The sequence below is a fragment of the Cupriavidus sp. LA-1 genome (genome assembly GCF_055385985.1).
In genome coordinates this window covers 3,899,909-3,916,382 of record NZ_AP031387.1, presented here as the reverse complement: position 1 = coordinate 3,916,382, position 16,474 = coordinate 3,899,909, and the positions used below count along the sequence as shown (strand labels likewise).

The following is a 16,474-nucleotide window of genomic DNA, read 5'->3' as shown; positions in this document are numbered from 1 at the left end:
TGGCCCTTCAACCGTGGCTGGCCGCCTTGTCCTGCGGCTGTGCCATGTCGGCCAGGATCGGGCAGTCCGGCCGGTCGTCGCCACTGCAGTGCTGCGCCAGCTCGCGCAGCGTGTCGCGCATGGCGGCCAGCTCGGCGATGCGCTGCTCCAGCTCGGCCACATGCCGCAGCGTCAGCGCCTTGACGTCGGCGCTGGCACGGCCACGGTCATGCCACAGCGACAGCAGGTTGCGGATCTCGTCGAGCGAGAATCCCAGATTACGGGCGCGCCGCACGAAGCGCAAGGTATGCACCGCGCGTTCGTCATAGCGGCGGTAGCCGCCTTCGGTGCGTGGTGGCGCCGCCACCAGCCGGATGGATTCATAGTGCCGGATCATCTTGGCCGACACACCCGAGGCCTGAGCCGCTTCGCCGATATTCATCAGTCGCCTCCTTGCACGGTGGATGCCGTACCGGCTTGCGCACGCCAGCGGCGCAGCAGCAGCGCATTGCTGACCACGCTGACGCTGGAGAACGCCATTGCCGCGCCCGCCACCACCGGGTTCAGCAACCCGGCCGCGGCCAGCGGAATCCCCACCACGTTGTAGAAAAAGGCCCAGAACAGGTTCTGCCGGATCTTGCGCACGGTGCGGTGCGACACCGCGAGCGCATCGGCCACCAGTGCCGGATCGCCGCGCATCAGCGTGATGCCGGCGGCGTGCATGGCGACGTCGGTGCCGGTCGACATGGCGATGCCGACGTCGGCCGCCGCCAGCGCCGGCGCATCGTTGATGCCGTCGCCCACCATGGCCACCACCGCGCCATCGCGCCCCAGCGCCTGCACGCGGGCGGCCTTGTCTTCGGGCAGGACTTCGGCCTGCACGTCATCCAGCCCCAGCGCCTGCGCCACGCGCGCCGCCGCGCCGGCGTTGTCGCCGGTCAGCATCACCGTACGCACGCCGGCAGCGCGCAGCCTTGCGATCGCCGCGGGCGCGCCGGGTTTGATGGCATCGCCGAACGCAACCAGCCCGGCCACGCGCGGCGGCGTGGTTTCCAGCAGCCACGACACGGTGCGGCCTTGCGCGCGCAACTGGTCCGCAACCGGGGCCAGCGTGCCGGCTGCCGCGCCCAGCGACTCGCGCAGGCGCTCGCTGCCCAGCTGCAGCGCGTGGCCGTCCACCACGCCGGCAATGCCGCGGCCCGGCAGGGCCTGCACGCCGCTGGCCGGCGGCACGGCAATGCCGCGCGCCTGTGCCGCGGCCAGCACGGCGCGGGCCAGCGGATGTTCGCTGCCGGCCTGCAGCGCGGCCAGCCGCCCCAGCAGCACGCTGGCGTCAGCGTCGGCGGGGTCGGCCGCATGCAGCGCCACCACTTCCGGCTTGCCGACCGTCAGCGTGCCAGTCTTGTCGAACGCCACCACGCTGACCCGGTGCGCAATCTCCAGCGCCTCGGCATCCTTGATCAGGATGCCGGCGCGCGCGCCGGCGCCGGTGCCGGCCATGATCGCGGTGGGCGTGGCCAGCCCCAGCGCGCATGGGCAGGCGATCACCAGCACCGCCACGGCGTTGAGCAGCGCCGTCTCCCAGTCGCCGGCAAAGAGGCCCCAGCCCAGCACCGTCACCAGCGCAATGCCCAGCACCACCGGCACGAACACCGCGCTGACCTGGTCGACCAGGCGCTGGATCGGCGCCTTGGCCGCCTGCGCGTGCTCGACCATGCGGATGATGCGCGCCAGCACGGTCTCGGCGCCCACCGCCTGGGTGCGCGCGACCAGCAAGCCTTCGAAATTGATGGCGCCGCCGGTGATGCGGTCGCCGGGCTGTTTCGGTACCGGCAGGCTTTCGCCGGTCAGCATCGATTCATCGGCATGGCTGATGCCTTCGATCACCTCGCCATCCACCGGGATGCGCTCGCCCGGGCGCACCACCACCTCGTCGCCCACGCGCACCGCCGCCAGCGGCACGCTCTGCTCCACGCCGCCGCGGCGCACACGGGCCGTATCGGGGCGCAGCGCCGCGAGCGCGCGGATGGCATCGGCGGTCTGGCGCTTGGCGCGCGTCTCCAGCCACTTGCCCAGGCGCACCAGCGTGATCACCACCGCCGCGCTTTCGAAATACAGGTGCGGCATGGCGTCGGCGCTGCGCCACATCAGCCACAGCGACAGCCCGTAGGCCGCCGAGGTGCCAAGCGCCACCAGCAGGTCCATATTGCCGGCGCCGGCGCGCACCGCCTTCCAGCCCGCCTTGTAGAAGCGCCAGCCGAACACGAACTGCACCGGCGTGGCCAGCAGCCACTGCACCCAGGCGGGCAGCATCCAGTGCACGCCGAACCATTCCAGCACCATCGGCGCCACCAGCGGCAGCGACAGCGCCGCCGAGATCGCCACCGGCCAGGGGCCGTCCCAGAAAGCGGCGCCCTGCCCGGCTTGTGGCCCCTGCGACGCGGCTTCGTCCACCGGCGCCGCGCCATAGCCGGCGCGCGCCACCGCGGCCACCAGCGCCGCGGTATCGGCGGCGCCGCGCAGCAAGGTGACGCTGGCGCGCTCCGTTGCCAGGTTGACCTGCGCCGCCATCACGCCCGGCACCGCGCGCAACGCCTTTTCCACCCGGCCCACGCACGAAGCACAGGTCATGTCGGTGATCGTCAGTTCGATGGTGTCCTGCGGCACGGTGTAGCCAGCGTCGGCCACGGCACGCGCGGCAGCGGGCAGTACCGCGCCGGAATCCGCGCGCAGCGTGGCGGCTTCAGTGGCGAGGTTGACGGCGACATCGCGCACGCCCGGCACCTGGGCCAGCGCTTTCTCCACGCGGCGCACGCACGAAGCGCAGGTCATGCCGTCGACCGGCAGGCGCCACTCGGGCATGCCGTCGGCTGGCGGGCGGAGGTCCGTCCGGACGGGTTGGGAAGCAAGCACAGCGCTGGAATCCGGCATGGTTCTGAATCATCCACAGTGTCGATGTCAGCATCATGGACCTTACCATCATTGGAAGGTCAATGCCGGATCGGGAGGCCGCCGCCGTCACGCCGGCACCAGCAAAATACCGCTTGCGCTTCCCACCATGGGAAGGTTCAAACTATGTCTGTCGCGGCACCCTGCCGCCTTTTCATCCCGTTCAGGAGCGTTCCACCATGATCCAGTTCCAGGTCGAAGGCATGTCGTGCAATCACTGCGTCGGCGCCATCACGCGTGCCGTGCAGGCTGTCGACCCCGCCGCGCGCGTCAGCGCGGATGTGCCCACCCAGGCCGTGCGCGTCGAGAGCAGCGCCGACACGCAGGCGCTGCGCGATGCCATCGAAGAGGCGGGCTATCCGGTCAAGTCTCTGGCCTAAGCCGCCACCGCCAACAAAAAGGGCACCCCCCGGGGTGCCCTTCTGCTATCCGTGCGCCGCGCTCAGAAGCGGTAACCCACGTTCAGGAACGTCACCACCGGATCGATCTTGATCGTGGTGTGCGACTGGATCGTCACCGGACCCGTCTGGGTGGTGAAGGTCGCGCGGGTCGACAGCGGCACATACGATACCGACAAGCCGACCAACCAGTGATCGTTGATGGCGTAGTTGGCGCCGATATTGAACACCGGGTTCCACGACGACTCCGCGCTGGCCGTCATGCGCGCGCCCGGCCCGAACTCACGGTTGACGAAGTTCTGGTTGGTGATGGTCTCGCCGGTAAACCACGTGTAGTTCACGCCGATGCCGACATAGGGACGGAACTTGGTCTTGGCGTCGAAGAAGTGGTACTTGACCAGCACCGCCGGACTCCACTGCCTGACCTTACCCAGCTTGCCATACTGGGCAAAGCTGCCAGTGCCCGTGACGTCGTGGTTGGGCGGAATGCCAACGACGAATTCGCTGGAGATGTTGTCGGTGAAATAGTGCGTGTAGGCCAGGCCCAGCGTATCGGCGGACTCGATCTTCGCGCCGGTGTTCGGCCTGACCTGGTTTACCGGTTGGCCGGCAAAGCTGTCGATGGTCAGCGGATCCGCGGAGCTGTTCGGCATCACGCGGAACCAGCCCAGGCTGACAATATTGCTGCCTGCCGACTGCGCGTGTGCGGCTCCGGCCAGCGCCATCACAGCGCCTGCCGCCAGCATCTTCTTATAGGTCGATTTCATAATCCTCTTACTCCTCATTCGGTTACTGCCTCGTGCATTATCCGGCCAGCGGGTACGCAACTGTTTCACCGATGACACAGATTCATAGAGGACACCCCCTAAAGGGAGGGTTAACCACTAAAAAAACCAGGACATTAGCGGCCTCCAGGGCCGCTGTCCGAGGCATTCACGCAACGGTTTATGCCGCGCACAGGAAGAAACCCTTATTTGGAAGAGGTTTTGTGGGCCCGGCACGCAACAGAGACTGGTTGCGCGCCCGCACCGTGCGGCGTAGTCAACGGCTGGCCAGCACGCACGCGGCCAGGTCCCACAGCGCATAGCCCACGCTCTTGAACACCAGCGGGCTGCCGGCCCGCGCGCGGATGGCATCGGCCTGCAGGATCGCGGTCTCGAACGGCTGAACGTCGGCCCAGTCGATGCCGGCCTGCAGCAGGTCGCCGGCCTCCTCTTCGATCCCGAACAGCGTATCGGCCAGCAGCCGGCCGCTGTCCGCGGCGGCATGGCACAGCGCCGGCGGCAGTTCGCACATGTCGGGCCGGAACGCGCCGACCGCGGCGATGAAGTGGTCGGCGCGCCAGAGGCCGCTGTCCAGGTCCGGCAGTACCGGGCTGCGGCTCGACGTGACCGTGACCACCATCGATACGCGCGGCAATACCGCCGCCACCGAATCCGCCACCTGCGCCTCCACCCTCAGCGTGCGCGCGTGCGCGGCCAGTGCCTCGGCCTTGTCGCGCGTACGCGAATGCAGCCACACCTTGCGCACGCCCAGCCCGGCCACGAAGGCCTCCAGGTGCGTCAGCGCCTGCACCCCGGCGCCGACGATCAGGAGCTCGCCGTCCTGGCGCGCGGCAAAGCACTGCGCCGCCAGCAGGGACACGGCCGCGGTGCGCCGTCCCGTCACGGTGGGACCGTCGAGCATGGCGATGCGCGCGCCGGTATGCGCATCGGCCACCACGACTTCGCCGAGGATATTCGGCAGCCCGCGCTGCGGGTTGCCGGGATGGACGGTGATGTTCTTGGTCATCACCAGCTTGCGGTTGCGCGCCGGCATCACCAGCAGCGTGCCCTCGCCGTCCTGCGCATCGCCTACCGGCAGCGCAATGCGCGGCGGCGCCATGGCGGTGCCGTCGCGCAGCTCGGCCAGCATGCCGGCAATGGCTTGCGCCAGTTCGGGATAAGGCAGGCGCGCCGCGGTGCTGGCGGCATCGAGAGGGACAAGGGACATGCGCTGGCTCCGGCAAGACATTGCGAAGCAACATTATTGCGCATGCCCCGATGCACGCTTCAGCGCGCCAGCATTGCCATCACCTGCGCGGCGTAGCGCGTACCCGCCGCTGCGCCGGCCGGGAACACCGCGTCGATGTCAGCCAGGTCCTGCGCATCCAGCCGCACCGCGAGCGCGCCGAGGTTGTCGTCCAGGTTGGCGATGCGGCGTGTCCCCGGAATCGGCACCACCCGCGGCCCGCGCGCCAGCACCCACGCCAGCGCCAGCTGCGCCGGCGTGCAGCCCTTGTCCGCCGCCAGCGCGCGCACCTTGTCGACCAGCGCCAGGTTGCGCGCAAAGTTCTCGCCCATGAAGCGCGGGTTGGTGCGGCGGAAGTCGTCTTCGTCGAAATTTTCCGGACTGCGGATCGCACCGGTCAGGAAGCCGCGCCCGAGCGGGCTGTAGGGCACGAAGCCGATGCCCAGGCGCTCGCAGGCCGCAAGGATGCCGTCCTCGTCCGCGTCGCGGGTCCACAGCGAATATTCGCTCTGCAGCGCCGTGATCGGATGCACCTGGTGCGCGCGTTCGAGCGTGGCGGCGCTGGCTTCGGACAATCCCAGCCAGCGCACCTTGCCGGCCTGCACCAGTTCCGCCATGGCCCCCACGGTCTCTTCGACGGGCACCGCCGGATCCACGCGATGCAGGTAGTACAGGTCGATATGGTCCGTGCCCAGCCGCTTCAGGCTGGCTTCGCAGCTGGCGCGCACATAGTCGGGGCGGCCGTTGACGCCGCGCGTGGCCGGATTGGCCGGGTCGCGCACCAGGCCGAACTTGGTCGCCAGCACCACCTGGCCGCGCCGCCCGGCGATGGCACGGCCCACCAGTGCCTCATTGGTGTGCGGGCCATAGACATCGGCGGTGTCGAGCAGGTTGATGCCCCGGTCCAGCGCATGGTGGATGGTGCGGACCGATTCGGCGTCGTCATGCGCGCCGTAGAAGTCGCTCATGCCCATGCAGCCGAGGCCAAGCGGGAACACGCTGGGACCGGTCTTGCCCAGCTGGCGGAATGGGGTGGAAATGGCGTTTGCGGTCATCGAGGGCTCCTGTTGGCCGATTGGGTACCGGCAGTGCGTCGGCGGTGCATCGGTTCAGGCAAGTATGGGCACTCGACCCGCCGGGAAACAGCGTGCTACGCTGCATGCATCATGAAGCCAGACTTCACAATCGATATCGATTCACTGCCCGCACTGGCCGCCTTCGCACGCGTGGCCCGGCTGGGGAGCTTTACCGCCGCGGCTACGGCGCTGGCCGTCAGTCCCTCGGCGGTGTCGCAGACCATTCGCCAGCTGGAAGCGCGCCTGGGCGTGCGGCTGCTGCAGCGGACCACCCGCAGCGTCGGCCTGACCGAGGCCGGGGCTGCCTTGCTGGCACGCGTGGAACCCGCGCTGGCGGAGATCAGCGCCGCCACCGACGATATCCGCCAGCAGCGCGACATGCCCGCCGGCACGCTGCGCCTGACCACGCCGACCACCGCCGGCGCGCTGGTGCTGCGGCCCCTGCTGGCCGACTTCCTGCGCGCCTGCCCCGGCATCACCGTCGACGTGATCACCGACGACCGCTTCGCCGACCTGGTGGCCGAAGGCTTTGACGCCGGCCTGCGCCTGGGCGAGGCGCTGCAGCGCGACATGGTCGCGATCCCGGTCACCGGCCCGCTGCGCATGGTAGTGGCCGCCTCGCCCGATTACCTCGCGCGCCATGGCACGCCCGGCCACCCGCGCGAGCTGCACGCGCACGCCTGCCTGCAATACCGCTTCGGGCCGCATGGCAGCGTCTATCGCTGGGAGTTCGTCGAAGCCGGCCGCACCTTTACCGTGGACACGCGCGCGGCACTGATCGCCAACGACAAGACCCTGCTGCACCAGGCGGCGCTCGACGGCATGGGGCTGATCTACGAGTTCCCGGTCCATATCCGGCCGGCGCTGGACAGCGGCCGGCTGGTCACGGTGCTCGACGGCTGGCTGCCGCCGTTCGACGGCTTCTACCTGTACTACCCGGGACGCGTGCTGATGCCCCCCAAGCTGCGCGTGTTCGTCGATTTCCTGAAAGCCCGCACCGGCCTCAGCGCTTAGGTGCTGCCAAAGGTGCGGGCGCAGGCGCGCGCACCGACGCACCGCGCACTTCAATGCCGATGCGGTCCACCACCTTGCCCGCGGCATCGAGCAGTTCCACCTGGTGCCGCCCCGGCCAGGGCAGCCAGGGCACCTCGCCGCCGCGCCCCAGCGGCTTGCCGTCCATGCGCCAGCTGACCGTGCGCGCACCCTGCCCGGCCACGCCCTCCGCCTGGAACCACACGCGCTGCGATGCAGGCGGCATGTCGGGATCGAGGGCAAACACGGTGCCGTCGGCCGGATTGGCGATCGCGGGCGCGCTCGGGCGCGCGGCCGGCGCGCTCACGCTGACGCGCCGGATCGCGGTGCCGGCAAGGAAGACTTCATCGCGCGCCGGCTCCAGCCCGTCGTCGAAGCTCAGCGCCACGCGCTGCACCCCCGCGGGCATGGCGGGTGCCTGGCTGGCAAGCGTGCGATGGAGCGCTTCCATGACGTCGTGCCACACCGGCGCCGCACCCGACACGCCCGAGACCTCGTGCATGCTGGCGCCGCTGGCATTGCCGACCCACACGCCCACGGTGTAGTGCTGCGACCAGCCGATGCACCAGTTGTCGCGCATGTCCTTGCTGGTGCCGGTCTTCACCGCGGTCCAGAAGCGCGTGGTGAGCGGGCTGTCCAGCCCGAAGGTCCGCGCGCGCGCATGGCGGTCCGACAGGATGTCTGCGATCACGTAGCTCGCGCCCGCTTGCATCACGGTCTTTGCCGCAGCCGCCGGTGCGCCCTCCCATAGCCGCGGCGCCGCATAGCTGCCGCCGTTGGCCAGCGCGCGGTATGCATTGGTCAGCGCCAGCAGCGACACGTCCGCGCTGCCCAGCGCCAGGCTGTAGCCGTAATAGTCGCCCGCCTCGGTCAGCGGCAGTCCCAGCGCCACCAGCCGCTTGTGCAAGCGGTGCGGGGTCACCATCACCAGCGTGCGCACCGCCGGCACGTTCAGCGACGCGGCCAGCGCCGCGCGCAGGCTGACCCAGCCGGCATAGCGGTGGTCGTAGTTCTGCGGCACGTAGAGCCCGCCGCCGACCGCCAGGTTCACCGGCCGGTCATCCAGCAGCGAGGCCGCCGTCAGCCGCCTTTCTTCCAGCGCCTGCTCGTACAGGAAGGGCTTGAGCGTCGAGCCCGCCTGGCGCAGCGCCGCCGCGTGGTCCACCTGCGCGGCGCCTGACAGCGCGCCCGACGAGCCCACGTAGGCCAGCACGTCGCCGCTGGCATTGTCGATCACCACCACCGCGCCATCCTCGACATTGCGCCCGGCCAGTTCGCGCAGGTGCCGGTCGAGGCTGGCCGCGGCCACGCGCTGCGTGCGCGCGTCGAGCGTGGAAGTGATGCGCGCAGGCATGGGTACGCCCGCTGCCAGCCGCGCGCGCGTCTCGCTGACCAGGCGCCGTGCCAGGTGCGGCGCAAGCTGCTGAGACGCCGCCAACGCCGCCGACGACGTGGCCGCCGCGGCACGCTGCGCGACCGGCCCCGTGCGCAGCAGCGCCAGTTGCGCAAAGCCTTCCAGGCCATCGCACTCGCGCGGCAGGCGCATCTCGCGCAGGATGCCGCAGGCGCGGCTGGCCACCTGCCCGGCCCTGGCGTTGGGCGCGCGCACCAGCGCTACCGCCAGTGCCGATTCGCGCGCGTTGAGTCCTTCCGGATACTTGCCGAACAGCACCTGCGACATCGCCGACAGGCCCACCAGTTCGCCGCGGAACGGCACCAGGTTCAGGTAGGCCTCCAGGATCTGGTCCTTGCTCCAGCCGCGTTCCAGCGATGCCGCACCCGCGGCCTGCCCCAGCTTCTGCGTGAGGCTGCGCCCCTGCCCCGCCGCGCCCGGGCGGCGCAGGTCCTCGTCGAGCAGGCCCGCCAGCTGCATGGTCAGGGTCGAGGCGCCGCGCGTGCGCGTATTCCACAGGTTGGCCCAGGCGGCGGCGGCCACGCCCTGCCAGTCGACCCCGCTGTGCGCATAGAAGCGCCGGTCCTCCGACAGCACGATGGCCGTGCGCAGCGCGGGCGAGGTGTCGGCCAGCGCCACCCAGTCGCCGCGGCGCGCGCGGAAATCGTCGCGCACGCGGCCCACGGTGTCGCCGTGGCGGTCCAGCACCACCACGTCCGCACTGCGCCAGTCGGCGCGGACTTGCTCGAATGCGGGCAAGGCCGCAGCCGGCGCGGACCAGGCCAGCGCCATCACCAGTGCCACCAGAGGCCCGCGCGACGTCATTCCCGCTTGCGTCCTGCCACGATGCCCGCCACCAGCAGCACCTGCGCGGCGGCGTAGGTCCACCAGATGCCAAGCTGGAAGGAATCAAACGGCACCAGGAAGCGCGCGATGCCGATCATCATGTCCGATGCGGCAAAGCACAGCGCCCCCAGCGCCGCCAGCGGCGTCGGCAGGCGCGCCACCAGCGCGCTGCAGGCCATGGCCGCAAGCACGCCCACATAGAGCACCACCGGCACCGTCAGCGTCCCCATGTTGGGCCAGAAGCGGCCCAGCATGGTGCCCGCCACGCCCAGCAGGGCGCCGCACGCAACCAGGCGGTGCGGGCGGGTATCGCCCGCCAGCGGCACCAGCACGCGCAGGTAGGCCAGGTGCGCCAGCAGGAAGGCACCGAGCCCGCCCACGAACGAAAACGACAGCGTCGGCAGCGCCAGCAGGAAGTCTCCGAGCGCCGAGAACAGCAGCGCCGCGACCAGCCAGCGGCGCTCGCCGAGCGGCCGGTGGAACCACGCCGCGCGTGCCAGCAGCAGCGCCATCGCGGTCTTCCACATGGGCTGCATGGCGATTTGCCCGGTCAGCGGCGCGCCATCAGGCAGCTCCATCGCCACTTGCACCAGCAGCGCGCCGTAGATGATCCCCGCCATTGCACCCGCCAGCCACCACTCGCGCACGCGCGCCGGCATCATCATTGCCAGCCAGCTCATGGGCGTGCTCCTACCGCCAGCCGCGGGTTGGGCGCCACGCCGAACACGTCAGGCGCGTACATCGCTTCGACGCGTGTGGGCGGCAGCGCGAAGTCGCCGGCGTTGTTGAGCCGCACCGTGTATTCGACCGAGACCGTGCCCTTGGGCACGTAGCCGAAGTATTCGCGGTAGGCCTGCGGCGTGCGCTCGATATAAGCCGGCCACACCGCGCCCTTGCGCTGCTCGCCGCGCGTGGCGATGGCCGAGTCGCGGCCCAGTCCGCTGCCCAGGATGGTGGCGCCGGCAGGGATCGGATCGCTGACCACCACCCAGGTCATGTCGGCCTGCGCATCGATCTCCAGCTTGACGCGGTACACGTCGCCACGCGACCACTTGTCCTTCACCGCCTGCTCCTGCGGCGTCACGGTGCGCTTGATGCGGTAGCCAGCGGCCAGCGGCGCGGTCACCGGCACCGCCGCCATGGCGCGCACCGTGGCCCACGGATGGCCGGCGCCGGCGTGATCCAGCTGCAGCGTGCCGCCCTCGGCGCCGGCCGGCCACGGCAGGTCGACGCTGCCCTGGGCCACGCCGTCGGTGCGCTGCGCGCGCGCCCAGTCGAAGCTGCGCGAGGCGTCGGCCGCATGGCTCACGCTGACGCGCGTGGTGCCCGCCACCGGCGTCTTCTCGAACGCCTGCGCAAAGCGCGTCACCGCCAGCATGCCCCATGTGTTGGCAGTGGTTGTACCCCACGCGCCATGCACCTGGCGGCCCAGCAGTCCGGTGGCCAGTTGCGGCGCGTCTTCCTTCCAGCCCGGCAGCTCCGACGCCAGCGCCAGCAGGCGCGCGGCGTTGGTGTCTCCGCCGGCCATCATCCACCACCAGTTGTCGTTGCGCTCGGTGGAGAACGCCAGGCGCGTGCCCTGCACCATCAGGCGCGAGCGCAGCAGCTGCTGGGCCTCGGCCAGGCGCTGCTCGCGCTGCGGGATGTCCTGCAGGCGCGTGAGCAGCAGGGTCCAGTCCAGCAGGGCCGAGGTCGGCCATTGCGCCGGCAGGATCTGGATCGATCCCAGCATGCGCGCCTGCGCATGGCCGGTGCGCGACAGCGCCTCGAGCGCAGCCAGCTTGCGCACTTCCAGATACTGCGTGCCGGCTGCCGGCGACCAGCTGTCGCGGCGGATGCGGCCTTCGACAAAGTCGGTCAGGCCGCGCTCCATCTGCGTGCGCTGCGCGTCGGGGATGCGCAGCGCCAGTCCGGCGCGCGCGGCCTCATCGGTCACCGCCAGCAGATAGGCCGTCAGCACTTCGCTGCCGTAGTCCCTGTCAGCATTCAGCGGGAAGTACGAGGCCAGGCCGTTGCCATCGAGGTAGGACGGCAGCTGCGTCATCAGCGCGTCCCACGCGGCGGTGTCATTCAGGCCGATGGCTTTCGATGCGCGCTGCTCCAGGCAGGTGAACGGGTAGTTGCGGAACCACTCGCGCACGCCCGGCATGCCGCCCGCCAGCGACGACTGGAAGTTCACCTGCAGCCCGCCGCGCACCTTGCCCGCCGGATCGGCCAGCGCGCCCGGCGGCGCCTTGACCGGCACCGACAGCGACGGCGACACCTGCGCCAGCGTGGCCTGCTGCACCGTGACCGGCTCCGCCGGCACGATCTGCTGCGACACCTTGATGCGGTCAGACGCGCCACCAGGGCCCTGCTCGCTCGCCTGCACTTCCCACATCACCGTGCCGCTGCGCGAGTACGCCAGCAGCGCGGGCGCGGTCACGTCCCAGCCGATCTCGCGCGCCTCGCCGGCAGGGATCTGCACGGTCTGCGCGGGCAGGCCGGTCTCGTTGCCGAGCAGCGTGCCGCGCGCTGTGGCCTGCACCGTCATGGCGCGCCTGGTGGTATTGCGCAGCGTAAACATGGCGCGGTAGCGGTCGTCCTCGCGCACCAGCAGCGGCAGGCCGGAAATCACCTGCAGGTCTTGCGTGGCGGCGATGGTGGCGCTGCCCGTGCCGAAGCGTCCCAGGCCCAGGTCCGCCACCGCGACGATGCGGAAGCTGGTCAGCGAATCGTTGAGCGGCACCTCGATGCTGGCGCGGCCCTCGGCGTCGAGTTGCACGCGCGGGTTCCACAGCAACAGCGTGTCGAACAGTTCGCGCGTGGGGCTCTTGCCGCCGCCGCCGCCCGCCGGCACCGCCTTGCGCCCGTAGTGGCGGCGCCCGATGATCTCCATCTGCGCGGTGGACGTTTCCACGCCGTAGCCGCGCCGCTGCAGCATCGCATCGAGCAGGTCCCAGCTGGTGTTGGGCATCAGCTCCAGCAGCGCCTGGTCCACCGCGGCCAGCGCCACTTCGCCGTTGGCGGCGGGCTTGCCGTCGGGCAGCTTCACCTGGATCGCCACGCGCGCCTTGCCGCGCACCGGATAGCTGGCCTTGTCAGGCGTCACGGTGACATCCAGCCGGTGCCCGGCATTGCCGACGCGGATCTCGGCCAGTCCCAGCCGGAAGGCTGGCTTGGACAGGTCGACCAGCGCGTTCGGCGCGGCGTACTCGCGGCCTTCGCTGCGGAATGCGCGCCACCACTCGCCCGGCTGGCGCCAGCCCCAGGTGAAGAACGAATACCAGGGCACCTCATGCAGGCGCCCGCGCAGAGCCAGCACCGACACGTAGACGTTGGGCCCCCACTCCGGCTTTACCTGCACGCGCACGGTGGGATCGCTGCCATGCAGTTCGACCACCTGGGTCTGGTAGATGCCCTCGCGCTCCACCGCCACCAGCGCGGTGGCGTGGCGGAACGGCATGCGCACCTGGAACACCGCGGTGTCGCCCGGTTCATAGGACTTCTTCTCCGGCAGCAGGTCAATGCGGTCGTGGTTCTCGCCGCCGAACCACAGCTCGCCCTGGCGCGTGACCCAGACCGTCGACGCCGCCTGCGCGGTGCGCCCGTCCTTGTCGCGCGCGCTGGCCACCAGTTCGATCTGGCCGGCCTGTTCCAGCGCCACGTCGCAGCGCGCGCGGCCCTGGGCGTCGGTGCGGGTCTCGCACACGGTGCCGAGGTCGCGCGTCTCGGTGCGGTTGTCATAGCGGTAGAAGCCACCGACCACGCGCTTGCGCGCCGAGGTGGTGATGCGTGCCCGCGCATTGATCTTCAGCGGGGCATCCGCCACCGGCTTGCCGTTGACATCCAGCACCACGCCATGCACGGCCAGCTTCTGTTTGACCGAGACCCAGCCATCGGTGCGGATGCCGGCCACCACCGCCGCCGGCCATACCGGCACGGTCTGGCGCAGCGTCTGGATCTCGCCGTTGGGGTCGGCAAAGCCGGCTTCGAGCAGCAGGTCGCGCGGTGCATCGGTCTTGGGCAGCTTGCGCAGCGTGACGGTGCCGTTGCCGTTCTTGTCGAGGGTCACCGGCAGCTTGTCGGCGACCAGCTTCTGGCCGTCGGCACTGGCGTCGCCCTGCTGGTCCTCATCCATCTCCTCGTCGCCGCTGGCGCTTTCGCGCTGCGCGCGCGGCGGGTTGAACGAGAACTCGTCATAGCCGGGGAAGCTGACGTACTTGTCGCGCAGCAGCGCGGACACGCGCACGGGCAGCCCGGCCGCGCCGCCACCGGAGAGATAGTGGATCTCGACGCCGACCGGCAGCTCGGCAGGCGCGACCACTGGCCCCGCCTTGCCCGCCACCTGCAGCGTGCCGGCCAGCACCGGCAAGCGGAAGGCCTCGACGCGGAAACTGCCGCTGGTGTAGCCGCGGGCGCCGCCATCGTCGTGCGCGCCATCGCCCTTCTGCGTTTCCAGCTCGACGGTATAGACACCAAGCTTGGCCGCCGGCGGCACCTGGAAGGTGCTTTCGGCGCTGCGCCCGCCGGTCGCGGTCTGGCGCCATTGCAGCGGCAGCTCGTAGGTCTGGCCGCTGCCCTCATGGCGGATCACCACGCGCGTGGGCAGCGGGCGGCCGGCCGGCGGCAAGGCAAAGCCCTGCGCGGTCTCGGCGCGGATCAGGTGCTTCATCGACACGGTCTCGCCGACGCGCAGCAGCGTGCGGTCGAAGATGGTGTGCGCGCGCACCGTGGGCGTGGGGCTGGTGTCGGTCGGCACGTTGAAGCGCCAGGTCTCGATGCCGCGGTTCCAGTCCGACATCACGAAGGCCATGTCGGCCTTGCCGCGTGCCTGCGGGTGCGTGGCGGCGATGCGTGCGGAGACGAAATAGCCGGACAGCCCGTTCTGGTCGCAGGCGCCCTCGGGCGCCGCTGCCAGCCTGGCGAAGCGCACCACGCCGCTGCCATCGGTACGGCCTTCGCCGAGCAGGCGGCCGCTGCAGTCGCGCACCGCCACGGCGGCCTCGGCGACCGGCTTGCCGTCATCCAGCGTGGTGACCCAGGCCAGCCCGCTGCGGCTGCCATCGTCTTCATTGCCGGTGCCGCGGCCCAGCTTGAAATGCACGCCCAGGTTGGTGACCAGCGCCGCGGTGCGCACGTACATGGGCGCGCGCTTGCCCAGCAGCGCCTCGCCCAGCATCGGCGAGGCGATCTCCACCACATGGAAGCCCGGCTCCGGCAGCGGGATGCCGACCACCTCGAACGGCCGTGGCGCATCGCCCGAAGGCTTGGGCACGGCCAGCTTCTGCACGCCGGCAGCGCGCTCGAGCAGCGACACCGAGCGGGTCTCGATCGACACGGCATTGCGCGGGTTGTTGACGCGATATGGCGAGCGGCCCGCCAGCACGGCGTCGAGTTCGGCCCGGGTGTAGCTGGCCTCGTGCATGCGGCGCACCAGGCCAAACCACTGCATCACGGCGGCGTCATCGTCCACGCGCAGCTTCATCACGGTGCCCGCCCTGGCCTGCAGCCCACGCACGGCGAGGTCGGCTTCCACATTGCGCAGCGTCACCGGCAGCAACGGCGGATAGTCGGCCGGCGACTTGCCGCGCGGCAGCTCGCCAAAGCGTTCCACCACGCCAAACGGCGCCGCGGCAAACTTGGCCAGCGGCGGCATCGACGCGGTGGCCACCTTGAGCGGGAACAGGTCGGCATTGGCCAGGGCGCGGCCGCTGTCGTCCTGCAGGTTGCGCGGCACTTCGATGGTGAATTGCGCCTGCTCCGCGAACGGCGCGGCAAAGGTCAGCCTGCTGACGCTGGCGTCAGGCGCCTGGTCGGGATCGAACTGCGGCGCGCGGGGCCCAGACGGGGTCTTCAGCACCACGCTCTCGGCCAGCTTGCGCGGCACCGGCGAAGAAAAGGACACCGACATCGGCCGCAGCGGCGTGCACGGCGACTGCGCGTGCTCGCGTTCGCAACTGAAGCTGGCGGTAAAGGGCTCGCGCACGGTGTAGTCAAAGCGGCGCTCGTCGCGCGTGGCGACGCCCGACGGCGTGGCGATGCCCGCGCCCAGCACCAGCTGGACGCGCGCCGCCGCCGGCAGCCGCTGCTGGCAGGTGAGCAGGTGCACGGCATCGGGCGCCTGTTTGGCGACGCGGTCCCAATGGATGGCGTCGAGCACGGCATCGCGCTCCTTGCCGGCCAGCAGCCGTACCGGGATGCGTTCGCCCAGCCCCTGTGCCTGGCACCACGCGTGCTCGCGCACCGAGGCCGCCGTGGCGGCGCCATTGAAGCGCAGCGCAAAGACCTGGTCTTCCCCGATTTCGCCGCCGGACGGGCGGCTGGAGACGACCGTCGGGCCGCCGGTCTCGAAACGGTATTCCGGCTTGCCGCTATAGGTGGTGCCGGCCTCGCTGCGCAGGCCGGTGCGCATGCGCACGGTGCAGCGCACGCCCGGCGGCAGGTCGCTGGCGAAATCGTAGACCCAGTTCTTCGCATCGATCCAGCGGGCCTGGCCGCCAGTGCCGGCGCCGGTGCAGGAAACCGCCGCGGGCGCGGTGGCCTGGACGTCGCCCATCGGCACCATGGCCTCGTCGAAGCGGATCGCCACCTGCCGCACCTGCCCGACCGTGCCTTCCGGCGAGAAACGAGTCACCTGCGCGGCCTGCGCGCTGCCGCCTGCCAGGATTCCCAGCGCGGCTACCAGGGCCAGTGCCGCGGCGGTGCGCGGCGCATACGATTGCTGTAGCGACCTGCCAAGGCCCCGACCGGCTCGGGCGACGATTGCCTTCATCCTGCCATCTCCGTTCCCGCCGCGTTTGCGGCACCCG

10 protein-coding genes are annotated in these 16,474 nt (G+C 70.7%); 2 read left to right on the top strand and 8 right to left on the bottom strand.

What is annotated here, in order from left to right:
• Positions 1–7: 7 nt before the first annotated feature.
• Together cueR and ACZ5MJ_RS18295 are read right to left on the bottom strand one after the other, a co-directional pair.
• Positions 8–421, bottom strand: coding sequence for a Cu(I)-responsive transcriptional regulator (cueR, locus tag ACZ5MJ_RS18300; RefSeq protein ID WP_464221270.1), 414 nt, complete (start codon positions 419–421; stop codon positions 8–10).
• Positions 421–2,910: a heavy metal translocating P-type ATPase gene (locus ACZ5MJ_RS18295; RefSeq protein WP_464221269.1), complete on the bottom strand. Its 2,490-nt coding sequence runs from the start codon at positions 2,908–2,910 to the stop codon at positions 421–423. The genes cueR and ACZ5MJ_RS18295 overlap by 1 nt, the downstream gene beginning before the upstream one ends.
• Before the next feature lie 197 nt (positions 2,911–3,107).
• Here ACZ5MJ_RS18295 and ACZ5MJ_RS18290 point away from each other — a divergent pair, with 197 nt between their 5' ends.
• Positions 3,108–3,308, top strand: a complete 201-nt coding sequence (locus ACZ5MJ_RS18290) for a heavy-metal-associated domain-containing protein (RefSeq protein WP_464221267.1) — start codon at positions 3,108–3,110, stop codon at positions 3,306–3,308.
• 62 nt (positions 3,309–3,370) lie between these two features.
• On the opposite strand, the gene ACZ5MJ_RS18285 is transcribed toward ACZ5MJ_RS18290, so the two are convergent.
• The 3 genes from ACZ5MJ_RS18285 to ACZ5MJ_RS18275 form a co-directional block, all read right to left on the bottom strand.
• A complete protein-coding gene (locus ACZ5MJ_RS18285) occupies positions 3,371–4,093 on the bottom strand; it encodes an OmpW/AlkL family protein (RefSeq protein WP_464221265.1) in 723 nt (240 codons plus the stop codon).
• A 274-nt stretch (positions 4,094–4,367) separates the two neighbouring features.
• Positions 4,368–5,318, bottom strand: coding sequence for a delta(1)-pyrroline-2-carboxylate reductase family protein (locus ACZ5MJ_RS18280; RefSeq protein ID WP_464221264.1), 951 nt, complete (start codon positions 5,316–5,318; stop codon positions 4,368–4,370).
• Positions 5,319–5,377: 59 nt separating this feature from the next.
• Positions 5,378–6,391, bottom strand: a complete 1,014-nt coding sequence (locus tag ACZ5MJ_RS18275; protein WP_464221263.1) for an aldo/keto reductase — start codon at positions 6,389–6,391, stop codon at positions 5,378–5,380.
• Positions 6,392–6,502: 111 nt separating this feature from the next.
• On the opposite strand from ACZ5MJ_RS18275, the gene ACZ5MJ_RS18270 reads away from it, so the two are divergent.
• A complete protein-coding gene (locus ACZ5MJ_RS18270) occupies positions 6,503–7,426 on the top strand; it encodes a LysR family transcriptional regulator (protein ID WP_464221262.1) in 924 nt (307 codons plus the stop codon).
• Here ACZ5MJ_RS18270 and pbpC read toward each other — a convergent pair.
• Genes pbpC through ACZ5MJ_RS18255 form a run of 3 tightly spaced genes read right to left on the bottom strand, consistent with a single transcriptional unit; the run spans position 7,416 to position 16,437 of the window.
• On the bottom strand, positions 7,416–9,662 hold the full coding sequence (gene pbpC, locus ACZ5MJ_RS18265) for a penicillin-binding protein 1C (RefSeq protein WP_464221260.1): 2,247 nt from the start codon (positions 9,660–9,662) through the stop codon (positions 7,416–7,418). The genes ACZ5MJ_RS18270 and pbpC overlap by 11 nt on opposite strands.
• Positions 9,659–10,363: a lysoplasmalogenase gene (locus ACZ5MJ_RS18260; protein WP_464221259.1), complete on the bottom strand. Its 705-nt coding sequence runs from the start codon at positions 10,361–10,363 to the stop codon at positions 9,659–9,661. The genes pbpC and ACZ5MJ_RS18260 overlap by 4 nt, the downstream gene beginning before the upstream one ends.
• Positions 10,360–16,437 carry an alpha-2-macroglobulin family protein gene (locus tag ACZ5MJ_RS18255; RefSeq protein ID WP_464221258.1) on the bottom strand — a complete coding sequence of 2,026 codons (6,078 nt, stop codon included), beginning with the start codon at positions 16,435–16,437 and terminating at the stop codon, positions 10,360–10,362. The genes ACZ5MJ_RS18260 and ACZ5MJ_RS18255 overlap by 4 nt, the downstream gene beginning before the upstream one ends.
• Positions 16,438–16,474: the final 37 nt, after the last annotated feature.